Below are 20,058 nucleotides of genomic sequence, written 5' to 3' on the forward strand. Positions count from 1 at the left end.
GGATCACCGGTGTGCGTATAACCTCCTTAAGGTGTTTGTATGTCGTCGCTGTCGTGCGGTTTGCTGTTCGCGCCGAGCGCCGATCCGAACTGCCGGTCCGCTCCGATTTTGCGATCGTCCAAACCGTTAAGTACCCGACCGTCTTGTCGTGAACCGATGACAGACATCACGGAGGCTTCGTCGGACACCCCGGCGGATCGAGTTCTTCCAGGGCACGATAGCTTCTAACGTCGATATCGGTCCTGTCAGGATCTTCGACACGACCCTGCGAGACGGAGAACAGTCACCACGCACGTCGTTCAGCTACGATGAGAAACGCCGCATAGCGGCGACGCTGGACGACATGAACACCCACGTCATCGAGGCGGGGTTCCCGGTCAACTCGGACGCGGAGTTCGAGGCCGTCAGCGACATCGCCGCCGCGACGGACACCACCGTCTGCGGGCTGGCGCGGGTCGTCGAGGGCGACATCGACGCCGCCATCGACTCCGGCGTCGAGATGGTCCACGTGTTCGTCTCCACCAGCGACGTTCAGCTGGAGGACTCGATGCACGCGACCCGCGAGGAGGCGAAGGGGCGCGCGGTGGACGCCGTCGAGCAGGTGAAAGACGCCGGCGTCGAGTGTATGTTCTCGCCGATGGACGCCACCCGGACGGACCCGGACTACCTGACCGACATCGTCGAGGCCGTCTCCGAGGCGGGCACCGACTGGATCAACATCCCCGACACCTGCGGCGTCGGGATGCCGACCAGCTTCGGGCAGACGGTGAAGGCCGTCGTCGAGGCGACCGACGCCCGCGTCGACGTCCACACCCACGACGACTTCGGTATGGCCGCGGCCAACGCGGTCACCGGCTTCGAGAACGGCGCCGAGCAGGCGCAGGTGTCGGTCAACGGGATCGGCGAGCGCGCCGGCAACGCCGCGTACGAGGAGGTCGTCATGGCGGTCGAGTCGGTGTACGGCGTCGACACCGGCATCGACACGACTCAGATCACCAAGCTGGCCCGGATCGTCGAGGAGGCCTCTGACATCCCGGTGCCGGCGAACAAGCCGATCACCGGACGCAACGCGTTCGCCCACGAGTCCGGCATCCACGCCGCCGGCGTCATCGAGAACAGCGACACGTTCGAGACCGGCGTGATGACCCCGGAGATGGTGGGGGCCGAACGCGAGTTCGTGCTGGGCAAACACACCGGTACCCACAGCGTGCGCAAGCACCTGGTGGAGGCCGGCTTCGACCCGACGGACAGCGAGGTCCGGACGATCACCAAGCGGGTCAAGGAGTACGGCGCCGGCAAGCGGCAGGTGACCGCCGGCGACGTCGAGCGGTTCGCCGAGGAGGCGGGCGTCACGCGCGACGAGGAGGTCCGGGTCTGATGCCCGCCTCCTCGACCGGAGCGCTCCCCGAGCGACCGCGAGGGCGGTCCTGCGAGGAGCCCGACCGGGGTCTCGTCCCGGACCCCCGACAGGAATTTATACCCCGCCCGCGTTGCTCCGAGCGAGATGCGACGGCACGCCGCGGCCGCGGGGCGAACGCGCGTTCCCGGAGCCGTCGCGCCGATCATCGTAGGGGTCTGACCCCCTACATCATCCCTTCCTCACCGACGCGACGCACCGCTGACCGCCGGCGGACTGACCGTCTCCGACGCACGGAGTCGCGCTCCGCGTCCGAAAAGAGCGATCCCGTCCGCACCGCGTTCGCAGCGACCGACACCACCCGCCAGATGCCACACCGAACACCACCACGACAATGAGCGACACAGCAGCACACACACGAGAAGACGAGCCGGAGGGCTCTACGGAGCCGCCGGCGGGAGCCGACGACGGGACCCCCGACGCCGACGAGACCCCCGCCGCCGGCCCGGTCTCGACCGGCGCCGAGTCGGTCGTCGCCGCCCTCGAAGCGGCGGGCGCGAAGACCGCCTTCGGGGTTCAGGGCGGCGCGATCATGCCCGTCTACGACGCGTTATACGACTCGTCGATCCGACACGTAACGATGGCCCACGAGCAGGGCGCCGCCCACGCCGCCGACGCCTACGGCGTCGTCGCCGGGGAGCCGGGGCTCTGTATGGCCACGTCCGGCCCGGGCGCGACGAACCTCGTCACCGGTATCGCCGACGCGGACATGGACTCGGACGCGTTGTTGGCGCTGACCGGACAGGTGCCGACGGAGTTCGTCGGCAACGACGCGTTCCAGGAGACCGACACGGTCGGCGTCACTCGCCCCGTCACGAAGCACAACTACTTCGCCGGCGGCGCGGACACCGTCGGGGACACCGTCGGCGAGGCGTTCGAGCTGTCGCGCGCGGGACGCCCCGGCCCGACCCTGGTCGACCTTCCGAAGGACGTGACGCAGGACGAGACCGACCGAACGCCCGGTCCGGCGGCGCCGCCGGCGGGGACCGACCCCGACCCGAACGCCGACCCGGACGCGGTCGAGGAGGCCGCGCGCGCAATCGAGTCGGCCGACCGGCCCGTCTGCCTGTTCGGCGGGGGCGTGATCAAGGCCGACGCGAGCGACGAGGCGCGGACGTTCGCCCGGAGCTACGGGATCCCGGTGACGACGACGATGCCGGGGATCGGCTCGTTCCCCGAGGACGACGACCTCTGCCTCTCGTGGGCGGGGATGCACGGCACCGGCTACGCGAACCTGGCGATCACCCACACCGACTGCCTGATCGCGGTCGGTACGCGGTTCGACGATCGGCTGACGGGCGGGATAGACACGTTTGCGCCCGAGGCCGAGGTGATCCACGTCGACATCGACCCCGCGGAGATAAGCAAGAACGTCCACGCCGACTACCCGCTGATCGGCGACGCCGGGCGCGTGTTGGACCAGCTGACCGCCGCGGTCCGCGAGGCGCCAGACGCCGAGGCGTGGCGCGACCGGTGCGCCGAGTGGAAGGAGACGTACCCGCTCACCTACGCGACCCCCGACGACGAGCCGCTGAAGCCGCAGTTCGTCGTCGAGGCGTTCGACGAGGCGACCGACGACGACACCATCGTGACGACCGGCGTCGGCCAACACCAGATGTGGGCCTCGCAGTTCTGGTCGTACTCGGAGCCCCGGACGTGGGTCTCCTCGCACGGGCTCGGCACGATGGGATACGGCGTTCCCGCCGCGGTCGGCGCCCGCGTCGCGGCCGACACGATGGGCGAGGCGGACCGCGACGTGGTGTGTTTCGACGGCGACGGCTCCTTCCTGATGACGATGCAGGAGCTCTCCGTGGCCGTTCGCGAGGAGCTGGACATCACCATCGCCGTGCTCAACAACGAGTACATCGGGATGGTGCGCCAGTGGCAGGACGCCTTCTACGAGGGGCGTCACATGGCCTCCGACTACACGTGGATGCCCGAGTTCGACAAGCTCGCGGAGGCGTTCGGCGCGCTGGGCCTGCGAGTCGACGACTACGACGAGGTCGCGCCCGCCGTCGAGGAGGCGCTCGACTACGAGGGGCCCGCCGTGGTCGACTTCCACGTCGACCCCGAGGAGAACGTCCTCCCGATGGTGCCGAGCGGCGGCGCGAACGGGAAGTTCGCGGCCGCGGAGGACCAGCTATGAGCGGCGACGCGTCCGAGTCGGGGGCTCCCGACGCGGACTCCCGGCCCCTCCCGGGCGAGCAGCCCGGCCCGGACGAGCGCGACCATCCCGAGGGGCGTCGGAACCTCGAGGGGATCCGGATCGACCCCGTCGTCGAGGCCGAACACGAGTCGCGGCGCGCCGTCATCTCCGCCCTCGTCGAGGACGAACCGGGCGTGCTCGCGCGCGTCTCCGGGCTCGTCTCTCGCCGCCAGTTCAACATCGAGAGCCTCACGGTCGGGCCGACGACCGTCGAGGGCCACTCGCGGATCACGATGGTCGTCGAGGAGACGGACCCCGGCATCGACCAGATCGAAAAGCAAATGGCGAAGCTGAAGCCGGTCATCTCGGTCGGCGAGGTCGCCGGCGACGCGGTCACCTCGGAGCTCGTCCTACTGAAGGTCGAGGCCGACGACCCCGCCGCGGTCCAGGCGGTCTCCGAGATGTACGACGGCCGCACGGCCGACGCCGGCCCCGAGACGATCACCGTCGAACTCACCGGCGACAAAACCGACATCGACGGCGCGATCCGCGCCTTCGAGCGGTTCGGGATCGTCGAGATAGCGCGGACCGGACCGACCGCCCTCGCGCGCGGAGACACACCGACGGCGCCCGGAGAGAAGCCCGGAACGGCCGGCGAACCGACCACCCACGACGACTGACACGCGAATCCACACGACGACTGACACGCGAACCCGCGCAACCCGCGAACGCACGCGCACACACGAACACACGGCGAACACACACGATACACATGACCGAAGACGACACGCAGACGTTCGACTCGACAGTATACTACGACGACGACGCGGACGAGGAGGCGATCGCCCACAAGACGGTGGCCGTCCTCGGCTACGGCTCGCAGGGCCACGCCCACGCGCAGAACCTCGCGGACAGCGGGGTGGACGTGGTCGTCGGCCTCCGCGAGGGAAGCTCCTCGCGGGCCGCCGCCGAGAGCGACGGGCTCCGCGTGGCGACCCCCGCGGACGCGGCCGCCGAGGCCGATATCGTGAGCGTCCTCGTCCCCGACACCGTCCAGCCGGACGTGTACGAGAACGCGGTCGAACCCAACCTCGACGCGGGCGACACGCTTCAGTTCGCGCACGGGTTCAACATCCACTACAACCAGATCCAGCCGCCCGCGGACGTCGACGTGACGATGGTCGCGCCGAAGTCGCCGGGGCACCTCGTCCGCCGGAACTACGAGAGCGACCAGGGGACGCCCGGCCTGCTCGCGGTGTACCAGAACGCGACCGGCGACGCGCACGACGAGGGGCTCGCGTACGCGGCCGCCATCGGCTGTACCCGCGCCGGCGTCGTCGAGACGACGTTCCGCGAGGAGACGGAGACCGACCTGTTCGGCGAGCAGGCCGTCCTCTGTGGCGGCGTCACCTCGCTCGTGAAGCAGGGGTACGAGACGCTCGTCGACGCCGGCTACTCGCCGGAGATGGCGTACTTCGAGTGTCTCAACGAGCTCAAGCTCATCGTCGACCTGATGTACGAGGGCGGGCTCGGAGAGATGTGGGACTCCGTCTCCGACACCGCCGAGTACGGCGGGCTCACACAGGGCGACGTCGTCGTCGACGAGCACGCCCGCGAGAACATGGAGGAGGTCTTAGAGAAGGTCCAGAACGGGCAGTTCGCCCGCGAGTGGATCGCCGAGAACCAGGCCGGGCGGCCCTCCTACACCCAGCTCCGGAACGCGGAGAAGGACCACGAGATCGAGGCCGTCGGCGACGAGCTGCGCGGGCTGTTCGCGTGGGAGGAGTCGACCGACGACGAGGAAGAGGAGAGCGCCGAGGTGACCGCGTGATGGGCGTAGCGGGAACCGGACCGGCGTCCGGCGCAACCGCGGTCGGAGGTGACTCCAGATGAGCGAGGGCACGCTGTACGACAAGGTGTGGGACCGCCACAAGGTGACGGAGCTCCCGAACGGACAGGACCAGCTGTTCGTCGGGCTCCACCTCGTCCACGAAGTGACGAGCCCGCAGGCGTTCGGCATGCTCCGCGAGCGCGACCTCGACGTCGCGTACCCCGATCGGACGTTCGCGACGACGGACCACATCGCGCCCACCGAGGCCGACAAGCGGGAGCGCCCCCTCGCCGACGACCAGGCCGAGGAGATGCTCTCCGCGCTCGAACGCAACGTGAGCGACAGCGGGATCACGTTCTTCGGCTTCGAGTCCGGCAAGCAGGGGATCACCCACGTCGTCGCCCCGGAACTGGGGCTCTCCCAGCCCGGGATGACCGTCGCCTGCGGCGACAGCCACACCGCGACCCACGGCGCGTTCGGCTCCATCGGCGTCGGCATCGGCACGAGCCAGATCCGCGACGTGCTCGCGACCGGCTGTATCGCGGCGGACAAACAGAAGGTCCGCCGGGTCAACGTCGAGGGCGAACTCGGCGAGGGCGTCTACGCGAAGGACGTGATCCTGAAAGTGATCCAGGACCTCGGCGTCGACGGCGGCGTCGGGCACGTGTACGAGTACGGCGGTCCCGCCATCGAGGCGCTCGACATGGAGGGCCGGCTCGCGGTGTGTAACATGTCCATCGAGGGCGGCGCCCGCGCGGGCTACATCAACCCCGACGAGACCACCTACGAGTACCTGAAGGGCCGCGAGTACGTCCCCGAAGGCGAGGCGTTCGAGGAGCGGAAAACGTACTGGGAGTCGATCAGCTCCGACGCGGACGCCGAGTACGACGACGTGGTCACCGTCGACGCCGACGGGCTCGACCCGCTCGTCACCTGGGGGATCAACCCCGGACAGGTGATCGAGATCTCGGAGCCGGTCCCGCACCCGGACGACTTCGAGGCCCGGACCGACCGCGAGGCCGCGGAACAGGCGCTCGATCACATGGAGATCGAGGCCGGCCAGTCGATGCTCGGCTACGACGTCGACGTGGCGTTCCTCGGCACCTGTACCAACGGCCGCCTCTCGGACTTCCGGGAGGCCGCGCGGATCTTGGAGAACCACGACGTCGACGAGGACGTGCGGGCGCTCGCGGTGCCCGGCTCGGAGACGGTCCGCGCGCAGTGCGAGGCGGAGGGAATCGACCAGACGTTCATCGAGGCCGGCTTCCAGTGGCGCCGCGCCGGCTGTTCGATGTGTCTCGCCATGAACGACGACGCCCTGGAGGGCGACGAGGTGTGCGCGTCCTCGTCGAACCGCAACTTCGTCGGCCGGCAGGGGTCGAAGGAGGGGCGGACGGTGCTGATGAGTCCCGCGATGGTCGCGGCCGCGGCCGTCGAGGGCGAGGTCGCGGACGCGCGCGACTACCTCGACGACGGGCCGACCGGGGGCGCCGGCGGCGTCGAGGAGGTGGCGGACTGATGGCCCCCGACGCGAACGCGGGCGGCGACCAGCACATCACGGAGGTGTCGGGCACCGGGGTGCCGATCCCGGGCGACGACGTCGACACCGACCAGATCCTGCCGGCGCAGTTCATGAAGGAGGTCACGTTCGACAACATGGCGGACTACCTCTTCTACGACGCCCGGCGGGACGAGGACGGGGAGCTCAACGACCACCCCCTCAACCGCTTCGACGGCGCGTCGATCGCGGTGGTCAACTCCAACTTCGGCTGCGGCTCCTCCCGTGAACACGCGCCGCAGGCGATGATGCGCTGGGGCGTCGACGGGATCGTCGGCGAGTCGTACGCCGAGATCTTCCGCGACAACTGCAAGTCGCTCGGCATCCCCGCGGTCACCGCGGACCACGAGACCGTGGTGGCGCTCCAGGAGTGGATCGAGGCGAACCCCGACGGCCACATCGACATCGACGTCGAGGGCGAGACCGTCACCTACGGCGACACCGTCATCGACGTGGAGGTCGACGACGCGATGCGGGAGGCGTTGGTCGAGGGGATCTGGGACACGACGGCGCTGATGTACTCGAACCGGAGCAAGGTCGACGAGACGGTCGCCGGCCTGCCGTACGTCGAGGGGGACGACTGAGCCGAATGACGGACGAGATCGTCGTCATCGAGGGCGACGGCATCGGCCGCGAGGTCGTGCCGGCCGCCGTCGAGGTGTTGGAGTCGTTCGAGTTGGACTTCGAGTTCGTCGCCGCCGAGGCGGGCGACGCGACGAAAGCGGCCACCGGCGAGGCGCTCCCCGCGGAGACGTACGACCTGGTCGCCGACGCGGACGCGACGCTGTTCGGCGCGGCCGGCGAGACGGCCGCCGACGTCATCCTCCCGCTGCGCGAGGCGGTCGACTCGTTCGTCAACGTCCGCCCCGCGAAGGCGTACCCCGGCGTCGACGCGCTCCGCCCCGAGACGGACGTGGTGTTCCTCCGCGAGAACACCGAGGGCGTCTACGCCGGTCACGAGGACCGCCTGTCCGACGACCTCTCGACGCTGACGCGGGTCGTCACCTCGTCCGCGTCGCGGGAGCTGGCCGAGTACGCCTGCGAGTTCGTCCGCGACGGTCGCGGTCCCGCGGGCGACCCCGACGAGGGGTTCACGGTCGCGCACAAGGCGAACGTGATGCGCGAGACGGACGGCCGGTTCCGCGAGGAGGTCCTCGCGGTCGCCGACGAGCGCGGCGTCGACGCCGACGAGGAGCTGATGGACGCGTTCGCGACGAAGCTCCCGCTGGACCCGAGCCAGTACGGCGTGATCGTCTGTCCCAACCTCGCGGGCGACGTGCTCTCCGACCTGGCCGCCGGCCTCGTCGGGGGGCTCGGCCTGCTTCCGTCCGCGAACGTCGGCCACGAGAACGGGCTGTTCGAGCCGGTCCACGGCACGGCGCCGGACATCGCGGGCGAGGGGATGGCGAACCCGACGGCGGCGGTCCTCTCGGCGGCCATGCTGCTGGAGTACCTCGGGCACGTCGAGGAGGGAGGACGGGTGCGCGACGCCGTGGAGAGCGTCCTCGCGGACGGCCCGCGCACCGGCGATCTCGGCGGGTCGGCGACCACCGACGAGGTCACCGCGGCGATCGTCGACCGGCTGTAAGGCGGCGCTCGCCCCCGATCGCGTCGGAACGGCGGGCGGATCGCGACCGCGAGCGAACCACAAGACAAGAAACCCTGCGGCCCCTCCGACCGGATATGAGCAACTACGAAGTCGCGATGGAAGCCGCCTGGTTGGTCCGTGACGTCGAGGAGACCGACGACGCCATCGGCGTCGCGGTCAGCGAGGCCGGCAAGCGACTCAACGAGACGGACAAGCAGTACGTCGAGGTCGAACCCGGCGTCACCGGCTGTCCCGCCTGCGGCGAGCCGTTCGACGCCGCGTTCCTCGCGGCGAACACGGCCTTGGTCGGACTCCTCTTAGAGATCGACATCTTCAACGCCGACAGCGAGGAGCACGCCGAGCGGATCGCGAAAAGCGAGGTCGGCGGCGCGCTCCGCGACGTCCCCCTCGAAGTCATCGACGTCTTCGAGACCGAGGCCGACGACGAGGACGAGGGCGCTGACCGATAGCCGCGACCGCGTCCGCGGACCCGACGCGGTCGGTCGAAGGATCCGCGGGCGACGCGAGTTCGATCGGTCCCGAAAGCTTTTCTAATAACCATAAGTAATTAGGCGGTATGGAACTGCCGACGCCACAGGACCTCCGCGAGCGCCGGACGGCGCTCGATCTGACGCAGAGCGAACTCGCCGACGCCGCGGATGTCTCGCAGCCGCTCATCGCTCGGATCGAGGGTGGCGACGTCGATCCCCGACTCTCGACGCTGCGCCGCATCGTCAACGCCCTCCAAGAGGCCGAAGGCGAGGTCGTGCGCGCGGCCGACCTGATGAACGAGACCGTGATCAGCGTCGCGCCGGACGACGCCGTGAGCGAGGCGGTCGAACTGATGGAGGCCGAGGCGTACTCGCAGCTCCCCGTCCTCCAGAACGGGGTGCCGGTCGGCTCGATCAGCCAGGGCGACGTCGTCCACGCCGGCGAGAACGTGGGCGACCACCCCGTTAGCGAGGTGATGAGCGAGTCGTTCCCGACGGTCGCGCCGTCCGCGACCGTCGACGAGGTCCGGAACCTCCTCGACCACTACAAGGCCGTGATGGTCACCGACGGCGGCGAGACCGTCGGGATCATCACGGAGGCCGACATCGCGGCGCAGCTGTCGTAGCGCTCCGCGGGGCCGACCGCGCCGGACCGCGCCCTACTCCTCCCGGCGCTCCGAGAGCCGCTCCCAGATCTCCGTACAGCCCGCGCCGTCCTCCACGTCGTCGAGGTGGCTCGATCCGCCTCCCGCGTCGCCGTCGGCCTCGTCGTCCCGTCCGGAGCCGTCGCTGTCCCCTCCCGTCTCGTCGTCCGCCGCGGCTCCGTCGGTCATCTGCCGGACGTAGGTCGACGCCGCTGATAAGCGGCCATTCGGCGGCACGACGCGCCGCGTCTCCCCGCCGGCCGCAACGCTCTCCGGTACCCCGGACGCGCCCGCTTACAGCTCCAGTCCGCGGATCGCGACGGTCGCTCTCCCCTCGTCGCCGGCCTCATCGCTCGGCTCGGCGGCCTCGACGCGCCCGATCACGCGCCCGTCGGTGGCGTCGGCCAGCGACTCGGCCGCGTCGGAGTCGAGCGCCGCGACGAACCCGGTCCCCATGTTGAACGTGCGGTGCATCTCCTCGTCGGTGACGTTCCCCTCACTCTGGACGAACTCGAAGACCGGCTGGGGGTCGAACGCGTCGTCGATCACGTAGCGGTGGCCGCCCAGGCGTTCGAGGTTCGTCCAGCCGCCGCCGGTGACGTGGGCCGCGCCGCGCACGCCGTGGGCGCGCATCGGGTCGAGCAGGTCGGTGTAGATTCGGGTCGGTTCGAGCAGCGCGTCGCCCAGCGTCTCGTAGCCGTCGAACGGACAGGGGTCGGCGTAGGCGTGCTCGCGCGTGACCGCCTCCCGCGCCAGCGTGAGCCCGTTCGAGTGGATCCCCGACGAGCGCCAGCCGACCAGGGCGTCGCCCGGCTCGGCCCGGCCGTCGAACACGCCGTCCTTCGCGGCGAGGCCGGCGCAGGTGCCGGCCAGGTCGAGCCCGCGGACCACCTCGGGCATCACCGCCGTCTCGCCGCCGACGAGCTCCATGTCGGCCAGCTCCGCGCCGCGGGCGAGCCCCTCGCCGACCTGCTCTGCGAACCGCTCGTCCGGCCCGTCGACCGCGAGGTAGTCGACGAACGCGACGGGGCGAACGCCGGCCGCGACGAGGTCGTTGACGTTCATCGCGACGCAGTCGATGCCGACCGTGGAGTAGTCGCCGAGCGCCTCCGCGACGAGCAGCTTCGTCCCGACGCCGTCGGTCGCGAGCGCGAGGTAGCGGTCGCCGATGTCGAGCAGCCCGGCGTACTCGCTCCCGGAGCCCTCCGCCTCGGTGTCCGCCCCGACCGCGCCGATCAGCGCCGCGGTCGCCGCCTCGCTCGCGTCGACGTCGACGCCCGCGTCCGCGTAGGTGAGTTCGTCGCCCTCGGCCGCCTCCGGTTCCCCGTCGTCGCCCGCCGATCCGCCGTCGCCGCCGTTGCCCTCGGTCATGTGTGAGGGGGCACGCCCCCGGAGCAAAAGCGCACCGTTCCGGAGGGCGGGGAGCGGTCGCGGAACCAGACGGGCCGGCGATCAGAACGAGGCGGCGGTCGTGACGAGCCGGCGATCAGAACGAGGCGGCGGTCGTGACGAGCCGGCGATCAGAACGGCCCGCCGAACCCGAGCCCGACGACGAAGACGAGCCCGAAGGCGAGCAGCACGGACGGGACGAAGACGGCCGCCCAGACCGGCTTGCTCCAGTTCAGCACCGTCTTCCCGTCGAGCGGACCGTACGGGACGAGATTGAACGCGGCGAGGAACGCGTTGATCGCGACGCCGCGCGCCCCGAGGATCGTGACGATCTCGCTGCCGACGATTCCGCCGAGGGCGAAAAGCGGGACGAACGCGACCATCAGCCCGAGGTTCACGACCGGCCCCGCCAGCGCGATGTGGCCGTGTTCGCGGGGCGTCAGCCGTCCCCGGTGGTGGACGGCGCCCGGCGCGGCGAAGATGAAGCCCAGTAAGGAGCTCATCACCGCGAGGAACAGCATGCTGTTGTCCGCGCGGAACTCCGCGACCTGGTCGTAGTGGACCGCGACGACCTTGTGTGCGACCTCGTGGAGCAGGAAGGCGACCCCGGCGGTCGCGAGCGCGACGAACAGCGGCGGGAGCACGCCGGCGGCGAGGATCCGACTGATCCCGCCCGAGCCGCCGACGAAGAACAGCGTGAACGCCACGCCGAGCGCGAGCCACGCGACGAGGAGGTCGCGGATCTCCTGTCCGCTGAAGTAGAGCCCGGCGATCCGACGCCCGGCGAACGTCGAGTCGCCGCTCATGCGATCCCCTCCACGGCGCCGCGCACGAGGTTCGCGCCGTTGATCGCGCCGTCGACGAGCAGCCGCCCGACGTCCTCGACGCCGCCGACCTCGGCGCCGAACATCGCCGGGATGACGTACGCCGCGAAGAGGAAGCTCGCGACGATGCTCCCGACGTTCGTCATCGCGACGACGACGATGAGCCGGAACAGCGGCACATCTAACATTGCGGAGACCAGCTCCGCCGCGGAGCGCGTCTCGTCGGCGAGCAGGTCGTTCAAGGCGCCGATGTCGGCGACGTTCACGGTCAGGCTTCGGAGTTCGACGTAGCCGGTGAACCAACCGGGCGCGAGCAGCGGGTTGATCGAGGTCATCCACGCGACGGCGCCGCCCACGCCGGCCGAGAGCCAGCGCGCGCCGGCGACCTTCGCGAACGCGAACGCGAAGACCCCGTTGATCAGGAACCACGCGCCGAACAGCCGGAGCAGGAACGCGTTCCCGGCCCCGCCCAGGGCCAGCAGGACGAAGAAGCCGACGAAGCCGACCGTGATCGCGTAGCCGATCGCCTTCTTCCACGGGAGCCCGCGACCGGACTCCTGGCCGACCAGGCTCTCCATCGGCGGGAGGGTCGTCGGGCGGGCGAGGTAGCCCTCGATCCCCGCCCGGTGGCCGGCGCCGACGACCGCGACCACGTCGTAGCCCGACTCGCGGAGCGCGACGAGCCGGTGGGCGATGAACGCGTCGCGCTCGTCGATGAGCGCCTCCGCGCCGCCCGGAGAGAACTGGCGGAACTCCTCCATCATCATCGTCACCACGTCCGTGTCGGTGAGGTCGGCCTCGTCGAGCTCCTCGATCCCGCCGGCCTCGGCGTCGACGTCGCCGCCGGCGAACGCGCCCACCGCGACCGCGAGGACGGCGCCGACGACCAGGCCGAGGCCGATCCCGACCCCGAAGCCCCCGATCGCCGTGACGGCGAAGCCGCCGAGGTACGTCGACACGAGCCCGTCGACGACGCCCGTGACCCCGGCGGCGACGCCGAGCGCGAGCCCGGTGCCGACCGCTGCGTAGAGGCGCTGGTCCGGCGAGAGCGCGAGCGTCCCGACCTGGTCGACGACGATACCCGCGACGAGCGCGACGAGGACGCCGGCGGCGACGCTCGTCAGCACGGCGTTCGTGATCCCGACGGCGCCGCCGAAGAGGCCGATCGCCGGTCCGGCGAGGATCCCGACGAAGAGCCCGCCGATCACGCCGGCGACCCGCGGGTCGCTGACGCCGAACGCGAGCCCGCCGACGAGACGCAGCTTCTCCGTGACCGTCATGCGCGCCCAGAAGCGCTGGATCGTGGTCTGGATGTCGCGGTCGACGAGGGCCACGTCGATGCCGAGCGACTCCGCGAGGTCGACGGCGGCCTTCATGTCCGCCCCCGGCTCGATGTCGAACCGCTCGCCCAGCTGGGTCTGGACGTACGAGAGCATCCAGTACGCGAGGAACTGGAACACGGTGTTCCCCCTGAGCAGGTCGCTCGCGTCGAGGTCCTCGGGCGTCTCGCCGTTGAGCTGCCGGTAGCGCCCCTCGTCCAGCTCGACCGCGACGACGTCGGGACGCTCCCGCTCGATCGCCGCTTCGACCTCGTCGACGGACTGCTCCGACACGTGCGCGGTCCCGACGACCGTGACCGACCCTTCGTCGGCGGCGGGATCGCGGCGCGGCCCCGCCTCGAGGCCGCCGCCGTCGGTCCGCGCGGACCGATCGGCCGACGGGGGCGCCTCGTCGGTCCCCCGTGACGTCTCTGTCATCACCCGTCGTACTCGGTCACCGCGTTTAGGGTTTGTGAGTCGATCCCGGCGTTCGCGCGCCCGCCGCCGCGTCGCGGGCCCGCCGCCGAACCGCGTTCCCGGCGATCCAATAAACTTGTATTCTCACGCCTCTCACCTCCTCGTATGTCCCGGCTGTTGCCCTCCCTGCCGGACGCGACCCCGGAGGAGCGCGAACCCCGGGTCGTCGGCGTCGACGACGACGAGGCCGACGACCTCATCGCCGCCCTCGGCTCCGAGACGGCCCGGGCGATCCTCTCGACGCTCCACGAGCGCCCGGCGACGAAGTCCGAGCTCGCCGACGAGGTCGACACGTCGCTTCAGAACGTCCAGTACCACCTCTCTCGGCTCGACGAGGCCGACCTCGTCGACGTCGTCGACACCGCCTACTCCGAGAAGGGCCGCGAGATGGACGTGTACGCCGCCGCGGACGAGCCGCTCGTGCTGTTCGCGGGCGGCTCCGAGGAGTCGACCGGGATCAAGACCGCGCTCATGCGCCTGCTCGGCGGCTACGGGATAATCGGCCTCGCGGCGGTCGCGGCCCAGCGGCTCCTCGCGGTCGGCTCGCTCGGCGGGTACCGGGCGAGGAGCGACGCCGGGGCGGCCGGCGGCGCGGGGGGCGACGGGGGCGCGGCCGACGGTCCGACGATAGCGAGCGCCCCGAACGCGGACTCCGGGGCCGAGACCGCCGACGGCGCGATCGAACTCGTCGGCGACCCGCTCGCGGAGTACGCCGTCTCGCTCGTCGAGCCCGGACTCGTCTTCTTCGTCGCCGCCGCGCTCGTGTTCACGCTCGCGTGGGCGTACTGGTACCGCGCGTCGAACCGGTAGCGCGGGCGTCGTACCGGGCGGAGCGCGTCCGCCAAACGGCGGCTCGTGGGACAGCTATTCAAAGCGCCGTCCCTACGTTCGCGTATGGAACACGAGGCCGAGGTCGTCGGCGTCGGTGCGGGGTCGGCGCCGAGCGGCGACGTCCCGGCGGTGATCCTGTCCGCGCGCGGCGAGTACGTCCCGATATTCGTCAGCGCCGACCAGGCTCGATCGATCGGGATGGCGCTGGAGGGCGAACCGTTCGACCGACCGCTCACCCACGACCTCCTGGTCGACATCCTCACGGAGTTCGGCGGCGCCATCGACCGCGTCAGGGTCGACGACCTCCGCGACGGCACCTTCTACGCGAAGGTCGACGCCGAGCGCTACGAGGACGGCGAGCCGGAGCGGTTCGTCTTCGACGCCCGCCCCTCCGACGCGCTCGCGCTCGCCGTGCGCGTCGACTGTCCGATCGTCGTGACCGACGAGGTGATCGACGAGGCCGGCCGCCCGTCGGACTCGGTCGAGTTCAGCGGCGACGGCGACCCGTCCGAAGAGCGCTGAGCCGCCGGGTCCGGTGACGGCCGACGGGAAGCCCGTCGTTCAAGTCGCCGGGCGTCCCACGACGGGTATGGACGAGACGGCCACGCTCGCCTCCTCGCACACCGAGATGACGGAGATGCTGCTCCCGAACGACACGAACAACCTCGGCCGCGCGCTCGGGGGCGCCGTGTTGCACTGGATGGACATCTGCGGCGCCATCGCCGGCATGCGCTTTTCGAACCGACAGGTCGTCACCGCCTCGATGGACCACGTCGACTTCATCGCGCCCATCGAGACGGGCGAGGTCGCGATCATCGAGGGGTACGTGTTCAACACCGGTCGGACGAGCGTCGACGCGAAGGTCGACGTCCGCGCCGAGGACCCGCGAACCGACGAGACGCGGCGGACGACCACCTCCTACTTCACGTTCGTCGCGCTCGACGACGAGGGACGCCCGACGCCGGTTCCCGATCTCGCGTGCCCGACCGCGGACGAGGAAGCCCTCCGCGACGACGCCCTCGAAGGCCGCGAGGAACAGCTGCGGCAGGTCGTCGACCGCTACGACATCTGAACGGGCGCCCCGCGAGCGTTCACTCCGCCGAGCCCGCGACGACCTCGACGGTCGCGTCCGGCGCGTCGGACGCGGCGACCGCCGCCCCGTGTGCCGCCAGCGCGCGCTCCGCGAGGGCGTCGAGCGCCTCGTCGGCGTCGCCGCCGCGCTCGTCCCGGTCGCCGCTCGCGAGGTGGCTCGGACAGCCGCAGTCGGAGGCGCCGAACCCGTCGACCGGTCCGGGCGGCAGCCGCTCGGCGACCGCGCACTCGACGTCGACGCCGATGCTCCGCACGACGCGGTCGATCCGCGCCGCCGGGTGGCCGAGCAGGTAGTCGACGTGCCAGTGGCGGACGTCGTGGTCGCCGCGCGCGGTGCGCCGGTGCCTGTCGACCCGGGAGAAGCCGCCGGCGCCGAGCGCGCTGCCCGTGTAGGCGTACGCGCCGGCCGGGAGGCGGTACTCGCCCAGCGCGCCCGCCGACAGCGTCGCGTCGCTCGCGAGGGCGACGACGAGGGTGTAGCTCCCCCCGTCGGCGCCGCTCATCGGTCGATCACCGCCCGAGAGCCGCTCTCCGCGGCGCTCACGACAGCGCGGCCGGCGCCTCGTCGGCGGCCGACCGGAGCGATCCCACCAGATCGCTCGCGTCGCCGTCGAGCGGGTAGGCGTCGTGGAAGTCCGCCGGGTCGCGGTCGCGGCCCGACAGCGCGCCGACGACGCCGGCGATGCGGTCGTAGTTGTCGCGGACGAGCCCCCCGACGATCCCGGGTGTCCCGGCGCGGTCGGCCAGCTCTTCGGCGGCCGACCGGCCCGCGTACACCCGGCGCTCGGCGGGGTCGACGAACACCATCGCGAAGGGGCGCGAGCCGAACTGGGCGTCGAGGAACGGCCCGACCGGGTCGGCCTCCCACGGGACCGCGACGACGCCGTCGAGCCGGCGGAGCGCGACCGCCGCGACCGAGCAGTACGGGCAGTCGCCGTCGAATATCAACACCGGAGCGTCGGCGCCGTCCGGGTCAGGAGTCATATCGAATAAGAGGGTTTCCATCGGCTTAAGCGGCCGGCCGGGACGAACTTGTTCGGTCGGAGAGCGTCGCGAACCCGCTCAGTGCGAGTGACCGAGCGCCTCTTCGAGCGGCTGTCCGAACCGCTCCTCGAACAGCTCCGCGGCCGTCTCCTCCATCTCCGCGATGTCGTCCGGCACGTCACCCTCGCTGTGGTTGACGATGACGTGCGCCTGCTGGGCCATCGCCTGAACGATCACGTCGGAGACGACCCGCGTCGCCGGCTCTCCCTGCTCGCTGAGCACGTCGACGAGGCCGGCGGGCAGTTCGAACGACTCTTCCTCACCGTCGGGGCCGCTGACCGTGTAGGTCTCGGTGTCTCCCATACGCGTGGGTCGCGGCCGCGACATAAGGGTCTGTGGAAACCGGACGCGAGCCGGACGCGGTCACCGCTCGCGAGCCGGGCGCGGATTCCTCCGTCCTCACCCGTGCGTCGAGATGGCCCTCACGGAGAAGCCGGAGCCGACGACGCTCGCGAGGTACACGGCGATGGCCGTGACGACGATGGATCCCCCGGAGGGAAGCCCGAGGCCGATCGAGACGGCGAAGCCCCCGATCACCGACAGCTGGCCGACGATGACCGAGAGGTACACCGTCTCGCGGAAGCTCCGGGCGACCTGCGAGGCGGCCGCGACGGGGACGACTAACATCGCGGCGACGAGGATGACGCCCAACACCTGCATCGCGCCGACGACGACGACCGCGGTCAACACCACGAGCAGGGTGTTGTAGCCGGTGACGTTCAGCCGTGCGACCCGCGCGGCCTGCTCGTCGAAGGTGATGAAGAGGAGCTGTTTGTACGTCAGCGCCACGCCCGCGACGACGATCAGCGCGAGCGCGCCCATCAGGCGCGCGCCCTCCGGCGTGACCACCGCGAGGTTCCCGAACAGGTACCCCTGAATGTTGACGCCGGTGAGGCCGTCGCCGTAGCTGATGATCAGCGTGCCGACCGCGAAGCTCCCGCTGAGCATGATCGCGATCGGCACGTCGCCGTAGGCGTCGGTGCGCTCGGTGAGCCACTGGACCGCGAGCGCGCCGGCGATACCGACCGCGAGCGCGACGAGCAGCAGCGACCCGTTCCACCCGGTCGAGGAGGTGACGAGGATGCCGACCGCCACGCCGGCGAACGCCGTGTGCGCGAGCGTCTCGCCGATCAGCGCCATCTCTCGGTGGACGAGGAACGAGCCCACGAGCGGAGCGACCACGCCGACGAGCACGCCGACCGCCATCGACTGCCACATGATCGGGTGTCGGAACACGTTCGTGCCGAACGCGGCGTCCATCCCGCGGCCAAGCGAGCGGAACGCGACGTAGAGGTCGCTCGCCACCGGGAGGTCCCGCGCCCAGTAGAGCAGGAGGAACCCGAGCATGCCGGCCGCGACGACGCCGGTGAGTCCGATTCCGACGAGCTCCGCGGTTCGGCGGAGGCCTCGGACGGAGCGGGCACGCGCCCGGTCGTCGGCCGCTGATTCCCCGCTCATCAGTGGTGATGGTGGACGACCTGTCCGTCGGTGCCGTACGCAGCCGCGAGGGCGTCGCTCTCGACGAACGACTCGGTGTCCCCGTGATGGTACAGCTCGGTGTTGATACAGGCGATGCGGTTGGCGCGCTCGGTGACGACGCCGATGTCGTGCTCGATGAGGATGACCGTGATCCCCTCGTCGTTGAGGTCGTCGAGGAGGGCGTAGAAGGCGTCGCGCGACTCGGCGTCGACGCCGACCGTCGGCTCGTCGAGCGCGAGCAGGTCCGCGTCGCTCGCGAGGGCCCGCGCGATGTACGCCCGCTGTTTCTGGCCGCCCGACAGCTCCGAGACGAGCCGGTCGGCCAGCCCCTCGATACCGACCGTCTCGATGGCGTCCGCGACGGCGGCTCGGTCGGCCGCGGAGAGTCGCCCGCGGCCGGCGCGTGCGAACCGGCCCATCGTGACGCACTCGCGGACGGTGACCGGCATCGCGCCGCCCCGGCTCGTCGCCTTCTGGGAGACGTAGCCGATCCGGCCCCCGTCGTCGAACTCGTCGATCGGACGCCCGAACAGCTCGACGGACCCCTCGTCGGGCTCGTGGAGCCCGAGCATGAGGTGGAGCAGGGTCGTCTTCCCGGAGCCGTTCGGCCCGACGAGCCCGAGGAAGTCCCCCTCCTCGACGGTCAGCGAGACGTCGCTGACGGCGACGGTGTCGCCGTAGGCGAACGTCACGCCGTCGAGAGCCACGATTGCGGTCACTGCGTGTCCCTCACGTGGGGAGCCCGTACGTTTAGCTCTTTTACTCCGTCGTCGCGTCCGCGGCGGGGAGTCCGGCGGTCGGTCACGGTCCCGCTCACTGCGCCCCCAACGCCCGCTCGAAGGCGGGGACGTTGATCTCGGTCATCTGTTCGAGGTAGCCGTACCCGGCCTCGTTCCACTCGCGGGTCGTTCCCCCCGCGGGCGTGACGGGGACCGCCGCCGTCGCGCCGCTGTTCGCGACGATCGACTCGGCGAGTCTGGGCGACTGGAAGCGGTCGTACAACACGACCTCGATCCCCGCCGAGTCGACGAGTTCGATCGTGTCGGCTATCTCCGTCTGCGTCGGCTCGTTCTGCGGCGAGACGCCGACCGGCGAGTGGAGTCGGAAACCGTAGCGCGCCTCGAGGTACTGAAACGAGTTGTGGCCCGCGATCACCGCCACGTCTCGCGCGGCGTCCTCCGCGATCGACTCGAAGGCGGCGTCGATCGCGTCGAGCTCCTCGACGTACGCGTCGGCGTTGGCGGCGTACGCCTCGGCGTTGTCCGGATCCGCCTCCCCGAGCCCCGTGGCGATCGTGTCGACCATCTCGCCCGCGAGGACCGGGTCGACCCAGACGTGCGGGTCGTACCGGGTCTCGCCGTCGTCGTCGCCCCCGCCGCCGTCGCGGGTTCCGCTCCCGTCGTCCCCGCCCGTCCCCCCGCCGTGCGAGTGGTCCCAGGCGAGCAGGTCGTCCTCCAGCCCGTCGAGCCCGTCGATCACGGCGACCGTGTCGTAGTCCCTCTCGAGGGTCGCGGCGAGGTCCTGCGCCCACGAGAACTCCGGGCTGTCGAGGTAGACGAACGCGTCCGTCGCGGCGACGTCGGCGGCGAGGGTCCCGTCCGGGGTCCAGCCGTGACCGAGCTGCCCCACGTCGACCGGGTCCTCGAAGCTCGCGCGGTCGCCCGCGACTTCGTTCGCCCAGTCGCTGAGGGTGAAGAAGGCGGCGTACCCCGAGTCGAACCCCTCGGGGTCGGCGTTCGCGGCGCCGGAACACCCCGCCAACGCCGCCGTCGTTCCGGCGACGGCCAACCCGGCGCCGCGCCGCAGCACGGACCGCCGTGAGTGAGTCATACCGATCGATACCACCGATTAACAGAAAAGAGTTGTTATTTCACAACTCCCAGTTAATAACTCAGGTTCGAAACCCGCCCGACGTTAACAACTCGACG

General features: G+C 70.8%; 22 protein-coding genes. 12 read left to right on the top strand and 10 right to left on the bottom strand.

Annotation, left to right across the window (positions count from 1 at the left end; translation table 11 throughout):
* Positions 1–196: 196 nt before the first annotated feature.
* The 9 genes from BM286_RS10040 (at position 197) to BM286_RS10080 (ending at position 9,657) form a co-directional block, all read left to right on the top strand.
* Positions 197–1,378, top strand: a complete 1,182-nt coding sequence (locus BM286_RS10040; protein ID WP_449272178.1) for a LeuA family protein — start codon at positions 197–199, stop codon at positions 1,376–1,378.
* 373 nt (positions 1,379–1,751) lie between these two features.
* On the top strand, positions 1,752–3,563 hold the full coding sequence (ilvB, locus tag BM286_RS10045) for a biosynthetic-type acetolactate synthase large subunit (RefSeq protein ID WP_092921652.1): 1,812 nt from the start codon (positions 1,752–1,754) through the stop codon (positions 3,561–3,563).
* Complete coding sequence (gene ilvN / locus BM286_RS10050; RefSeq protein ID WP_092921654.1) at positions 3,560–4,243, top strand: acetolactate synthase small subunit; 684 nt, start codon at positions 3,560–3,562, stop codon at positions 4,241–4,243. The genes ilvB and ilvN overlap by 4 nt, the downstream gene beginning before the upstream one ends.
* A 92-nt stretch (positions 4,244–4,335) precedes the next feature.
* Complete coding sequence (gene ilvC / locus BM286_RS10055) at positions 4,336–5,394, top strand: ketol-acid reductoisomerase (RefSeq protein WP_092921656.1); 1,059 nt, start codon at positions 4,336–4,338, stop codon at positions 5,392–5,394.
* Positions 5,395–5,452: 58 nt separating this feature from the next.
* Positions 5,453–6,913 carry a 3-isopropylmalate dehydratase large subunit gene (leuC, locus tag BM286_RS10060; protein WP_092921658.1) on the top strand — a complete coding sequence of 487 codons (1,461 nt, stop codon included), beginning with the start codon at positions 5,453–5,455 and terminating at the stop codon, positions 6,911–6,913.
* Positions 6,913–7,536, top strand: a complete 624-nt coding sequence (gene leuD / locus BM286_RS10065) for a 3-isopropylmalate dehydratase small subunit (RefSeq protein WP_092921660.1) — start codon at positions 6,913–6,915, stop codon at positions 7,534–7,536. Before leuC ends, leuD begins: the two co-directional genes overlap by 1 nt.
* Positions 7,537–7,541: 5 nt before the next feature.
* Positions 7,542–8,540 carry an isocitrate/isopropylmalate family dehydrogenase gene (locus tag BM286_RS10070; RefSeq protein ID WP_092921662.1) on the top strand — a complete coding sequence of 333 codons (999 nt, stop codon included), beginning with the start codon at positions 7,542–7,544 and terminating at the stop codon, positions 8,538–8,540.
* A 95-nt stretch (positions 8,541–8,635) separates the two neighbouring features.
* Positions 8,636–9,010 carry a DUF555 domain-containing protein gene (locus BM286_RS10075; RefSeq protein ID WP_092921664.1) on the top strand — a complete coding sequence of 125 codons (375 nt, stop codon included), beginning with the start codon at positions 8,636–8,638 and terminating at the stop codon, positions 9,008–9,010.
* Between the two features lie 107 nt (positions 9,011–9,117).
* On the top strand, positions 9,118–9,657 hold the full coding sequence (locus BM286_RS10080) for a CBS domain-containing protein (protein ID WP_092921666.1): 540 nt from the start codon (positions 9,118–9,120) through the stop codon (positions 9,655–9,657).
* A 33-nt stretch (positions 9,658–9,690) separates the two neighbouring features.
* On the opposite strand, the gene BM286_RS15635 is transcribed toward BM286_RS10080, so the two are convergent.
* From BM286_RS15635 to BM286_RS10095, 4 genes are all read right to left on the bottom strand, one after another.
* Positions 9,691–9,864, bottom strand: coding sequence for a hypothetical protein (locus BM286_RS15635; RefSeq protein ID WP_167603387.1), 174 nt, complete (start codon positions 9,862–9,864; stop codon positions 9,691–9,693).
* Between the two features lie 105 nt (positions 9,865–9,969).
* Positions 9,970–11,046, bottom strand: coding sequence for a phosphoribosylformylglycinamidine cyclo-ligase (purM, locus tag BM286_RS10085; protein WP_092921668.1), 1,077 nt, complete (start codon positions 11,044–11,046; stop codon positions 9,970–9,972).
* A gap of 149 nt (positions 11,047–11,195) precedes the next feature.
* Positions 11,196–11,870: a zinc metalloprotease gene (locus tag BM286_RS10090; protein WP_092921670.1), complete on the bottom strand. Its 675-nt coding sequence runs from the start codon at positions 11,868–11,870 to the stop codon at positions 11,196–11,198.
* Positions 11,867–13,645 (bottom strand): TraB/GumN family protein, encoded by a 1,779-nt coding sequence (locus BM286_RS10095; protein ID WP_092921672.1) that lies wholly within the window; start codon positions 13,643–13,645, stop codon positions 11,867–11,869. The genes BM286_RS10090 and BM286_RS10095 overlap by 4 nt, the downstream gene beginning before the upstream one ends.
* A gap of 144 nt (positions 13,646–13,789) precedes the next feature.
* Between BM286_RS10095 and BM286_RS10100 the strand changes: the two genes are divergently transcribed.
* The 3 genes from BM286_RS10100 to BM286_RS10110 all read left to right on the top strand — a co-directional run bounded on the left by BM286_RS10100 (position 13,790) and on the right by BM286_RS10110 (position 15,587).
* Complete coding sequence (locus BM286_RS10100) at positions 13,790–14,494, top strand: ArsR/SmtB family transcription factor (RefSeq protein ID WP_092921674.1); 705 nt, start codon at positions 13,790–13,792, stop codon at positions 14,492–14,494.
* Between the two features lie 84 nt (positions 14,495–14,578).
* Complete coding sequence (locus BM286_RS10105) at positions 14,579–15,037, top strand: bifunctional nuclease family protein (protein WP_092921676.1); 459 nt, start codon at positions 14,579–14,581, stop codon at positions 15,035–15,037.
* A 67-nt stretch (positions 15,038–15,104) separates the two neighbouring features.
* Complete coding sequence (locus BM286_RS10110) at positions 15,105–15,587, top strand: acyl-CoA thioesterase (protein WP_092921678.1); 483 nt, start codon at positions 15,105–15,107, stop codon at positions 15,585–15,587.
* Positions 15,588–15,606: 19 nt separating this feature from the next.
* Here BM286_RS10110 and BM286_RS10115 read toward each other — a convergent pair whose 3' ends face one another.
* The 6 genes from BM286_RS10115 to BM286_RS10140 form a co-directional block, all read right to left on the bottom strand.
* Positions 15,607–16,110 carry a GIY-YIG nuclease family protein gene (locus BM286_RS10115; protein ID WP_092921680.1) on the bottom strand — a complete coding sequence of 168 codons (504 nt, stop codon included), beginning with the start codon at positions 16,108–16,110 and terminating at the stop codon, positions 15,607–15,609.
* A gap of 37 nt (positions 16,111–16,147) precedes the next feature.
* The gene (locus BM286_RS10120; RefSeq protein WP_092921682.1) at positions 16,148–16,591 is read right to left on the bottom strand and encodes a thiol-disulfide oxidoreductase DCC family protein; all 444 of its coding nucleotides are present in this window, start codon (positions 16,589–16,591) and stop codon (positions 16,148–16,150) included.
* Between the two features lie 78 nt (positions 16,592–16,669).
* Positions 16,670–16,954: a DUF7545 family protein gene (locus BM286_RS10125; RefSeq protein ID WP_092921684.1), complete on the bottom strand. Its 285-nt coding sequence runs from the start codon at positions 16,952–16,954 to the stop codon at positions 16,670–16,672.
* Positions 16,955–17,050: 96 nt separating this feature from the next.
* Positions 17,051–18,109: a metal ABC transporter permease gene (locus BM286_RS10130; protein WP_092921686.1), complete on the bottom strand. Its 1,059-nt coding sequence runs from the start codon at positions 18,107–18,109 to the stop codon at positions 17,051–17,053.
* Positions 18,109–18,849, bottom strand: coding sequence for a metal ABC transporter ATP-binding protein (locus BM286_RS10135; protein WP_092921688.1), 741 nt, complete (start codon positions 18,847–18,849; stop codon positions 18,109–18,111). The genes BM286_RS10130 and BM286_RS10135 overlap by 1 nt, the downstream gene beginning before the upstream one ends.
* A 94-nt stretch (positions 18,850–18,943) precedes the next feature.
* Complete coding sequence (locus tag BM286_RS10140; RefSeq protein ID WP_092921690.1) at positions 18,944–19,960, bottom strand: metal ABC transporter substrate-binding protein; 1,017 nt, start codon at positions 19,958–19,960, stop codon at positions 18,944–18,946.
* Positions 19,961–20,058: the final 98 nt, after the last annotated feature.

This window comes from Halorubrum sodomense (assembly GCF_900111935.1).
GTDB classification, from domain to species: domain Archaea; phylum Halobacteriota; class Halobacteria; order Halobacteriales; family Haloferacaceae; genus Halorubrum; species Halorubrum sodomense.

Bases quoted from the DNA above. Each gene is read 5' to 3' on its own strand.
- ilvB (WP_092921652.1), top strand. From the start codon at position 1,752: ATGAGCGACACAGCAGCACACACACGAGAAGACGAGCCGGAGGGCTCT.
- ilvN (WP_092921654.1), top strand. From the start codon at position 3,560: ATGAGCGGCGACGCGTCCGAGTCGGGGGCTCCCGACGCGGACTCCCGG.
- ilvC (WP_092921656.1), top strand. From the start codon at position 4,336: ATGACCGAAGACGACACGCAGACGTTCGACTCGACAGTATACTACGAC.
- leuC (WP_092921658.1), top strand. From the start codon at position 5,453: ATGAGCGAGGGCACGCTGTACGACAAGGTGTGGGACCGCCACAAGGTG.
- leuD (WP_092921660.1), top strand. From the start codon at position 6,913: ATGGCCCCCGACGCGAACGCGGGCGGCGACCAGCACATCACGGAGGTG.
- BM286_RS10070 (WP_092921662.1), top strand. From the start codon at position 7,542: ATGACGGACGAGATCGTCGTCATCGAGGGCGACGGCATCGGCCGCGAG.
- BM286_RS10075 (WP_092921664.1), top strand. From the start codon at position 8,636: ATGAGCAACTACGAAGTCGCGATGGAAGCCGCCTGGTTGGTCCGTGAC.
- BM286_RS10080 (WP_092921666.1), top strand. From the start codon at position 9,118: ATGGAACTGCCGACGCCACAGGACCTCCGCGAGCGCCGGACGGCGCTC.
- BM286_RS15635 (WP_167603387.1), bottom strand. From the start codon at position 9,864: ATGACCGACGGAGCCGCGGCGGACGACGAGACGGGAGGGGACAGCGAC.
- purM (WP_092921668.1), bottom strand. From the start codon at position 11,046: ATGACCGAGGGCAACGGCGGCGACGGCGGATCGGCGGGCGACGACGGG.
- BM286_RS10090 (WP_092921670.1), bottom strand. From the start codon at position 11,870: ATGAGCGGCGACTCGACGTTCGCCGGGCGTCGGATCGCCGGGCTCTAC.
- BM286_RS10095 (WP_092921672.1), bottom strand. From the start codon at position 13,645: ATGACAGAGACGTCACGGGGGACCGACGAGGCGCCCCCGTCGGCCGAT.
- BM286_RS10100 (WP_092921674.1), top strand. From the start codon at position 13,790: ATGTCCCGGCTGTTGCCCTCCCTGCCGGACGCGACCCCGGAGGAGCGC.
- BM286_RS10105 (WP_092921676.1), top strand. From the start codon at position 14,579: ATGGAACACGAGGCCGAGGTCGTCGGCGTCGGTGCGGGGTCGGCGCCG.
- BM286_RS10110 (WP_092921678.1), top strand. From the start codon at position 15,105: ATGGACGAGACGGCCACGCTCGCCTCCTCGCACACCGAGATGACGGAG.
- BM286_RS10115 (WP_092921680.1), bottom strand. From the start codon at position 16,110: ATGAGCGGCGCCGACGGGGGGAGCTACACCCTCGTCGTCGCCCTCGCG.
- BM286_RS10120 (WP_092921682.1), bottom strand. From the start codon at position 16,591: ATGACTCCTGACCCGGACGGCGCCGACGCTCCGGTGTTGATATTCGAC.
- BM286_RS10125 (WP_092921684.1), bottom strand. From the start codon at position 16,954: ATGGGAGACACCGAGACCTACACGGTCAGCGGCCCCGACGGTGAGGAA.
- BM286_RS10130 (WP_092921686.1), bottom strand. From the start codon at position 18,109: ATGAGCGGGGAATCAGCGGCCGACGACCGGGCGCGTGCCCGCTCCGTC.
- BM286_RS10140 (WP_092921690.1), bottom strand. From the start codon at position 19,960: ATGACTCACTCACGGCGGTCCGTGCTGCGGCGCGGCGCCGGGTTGGCC.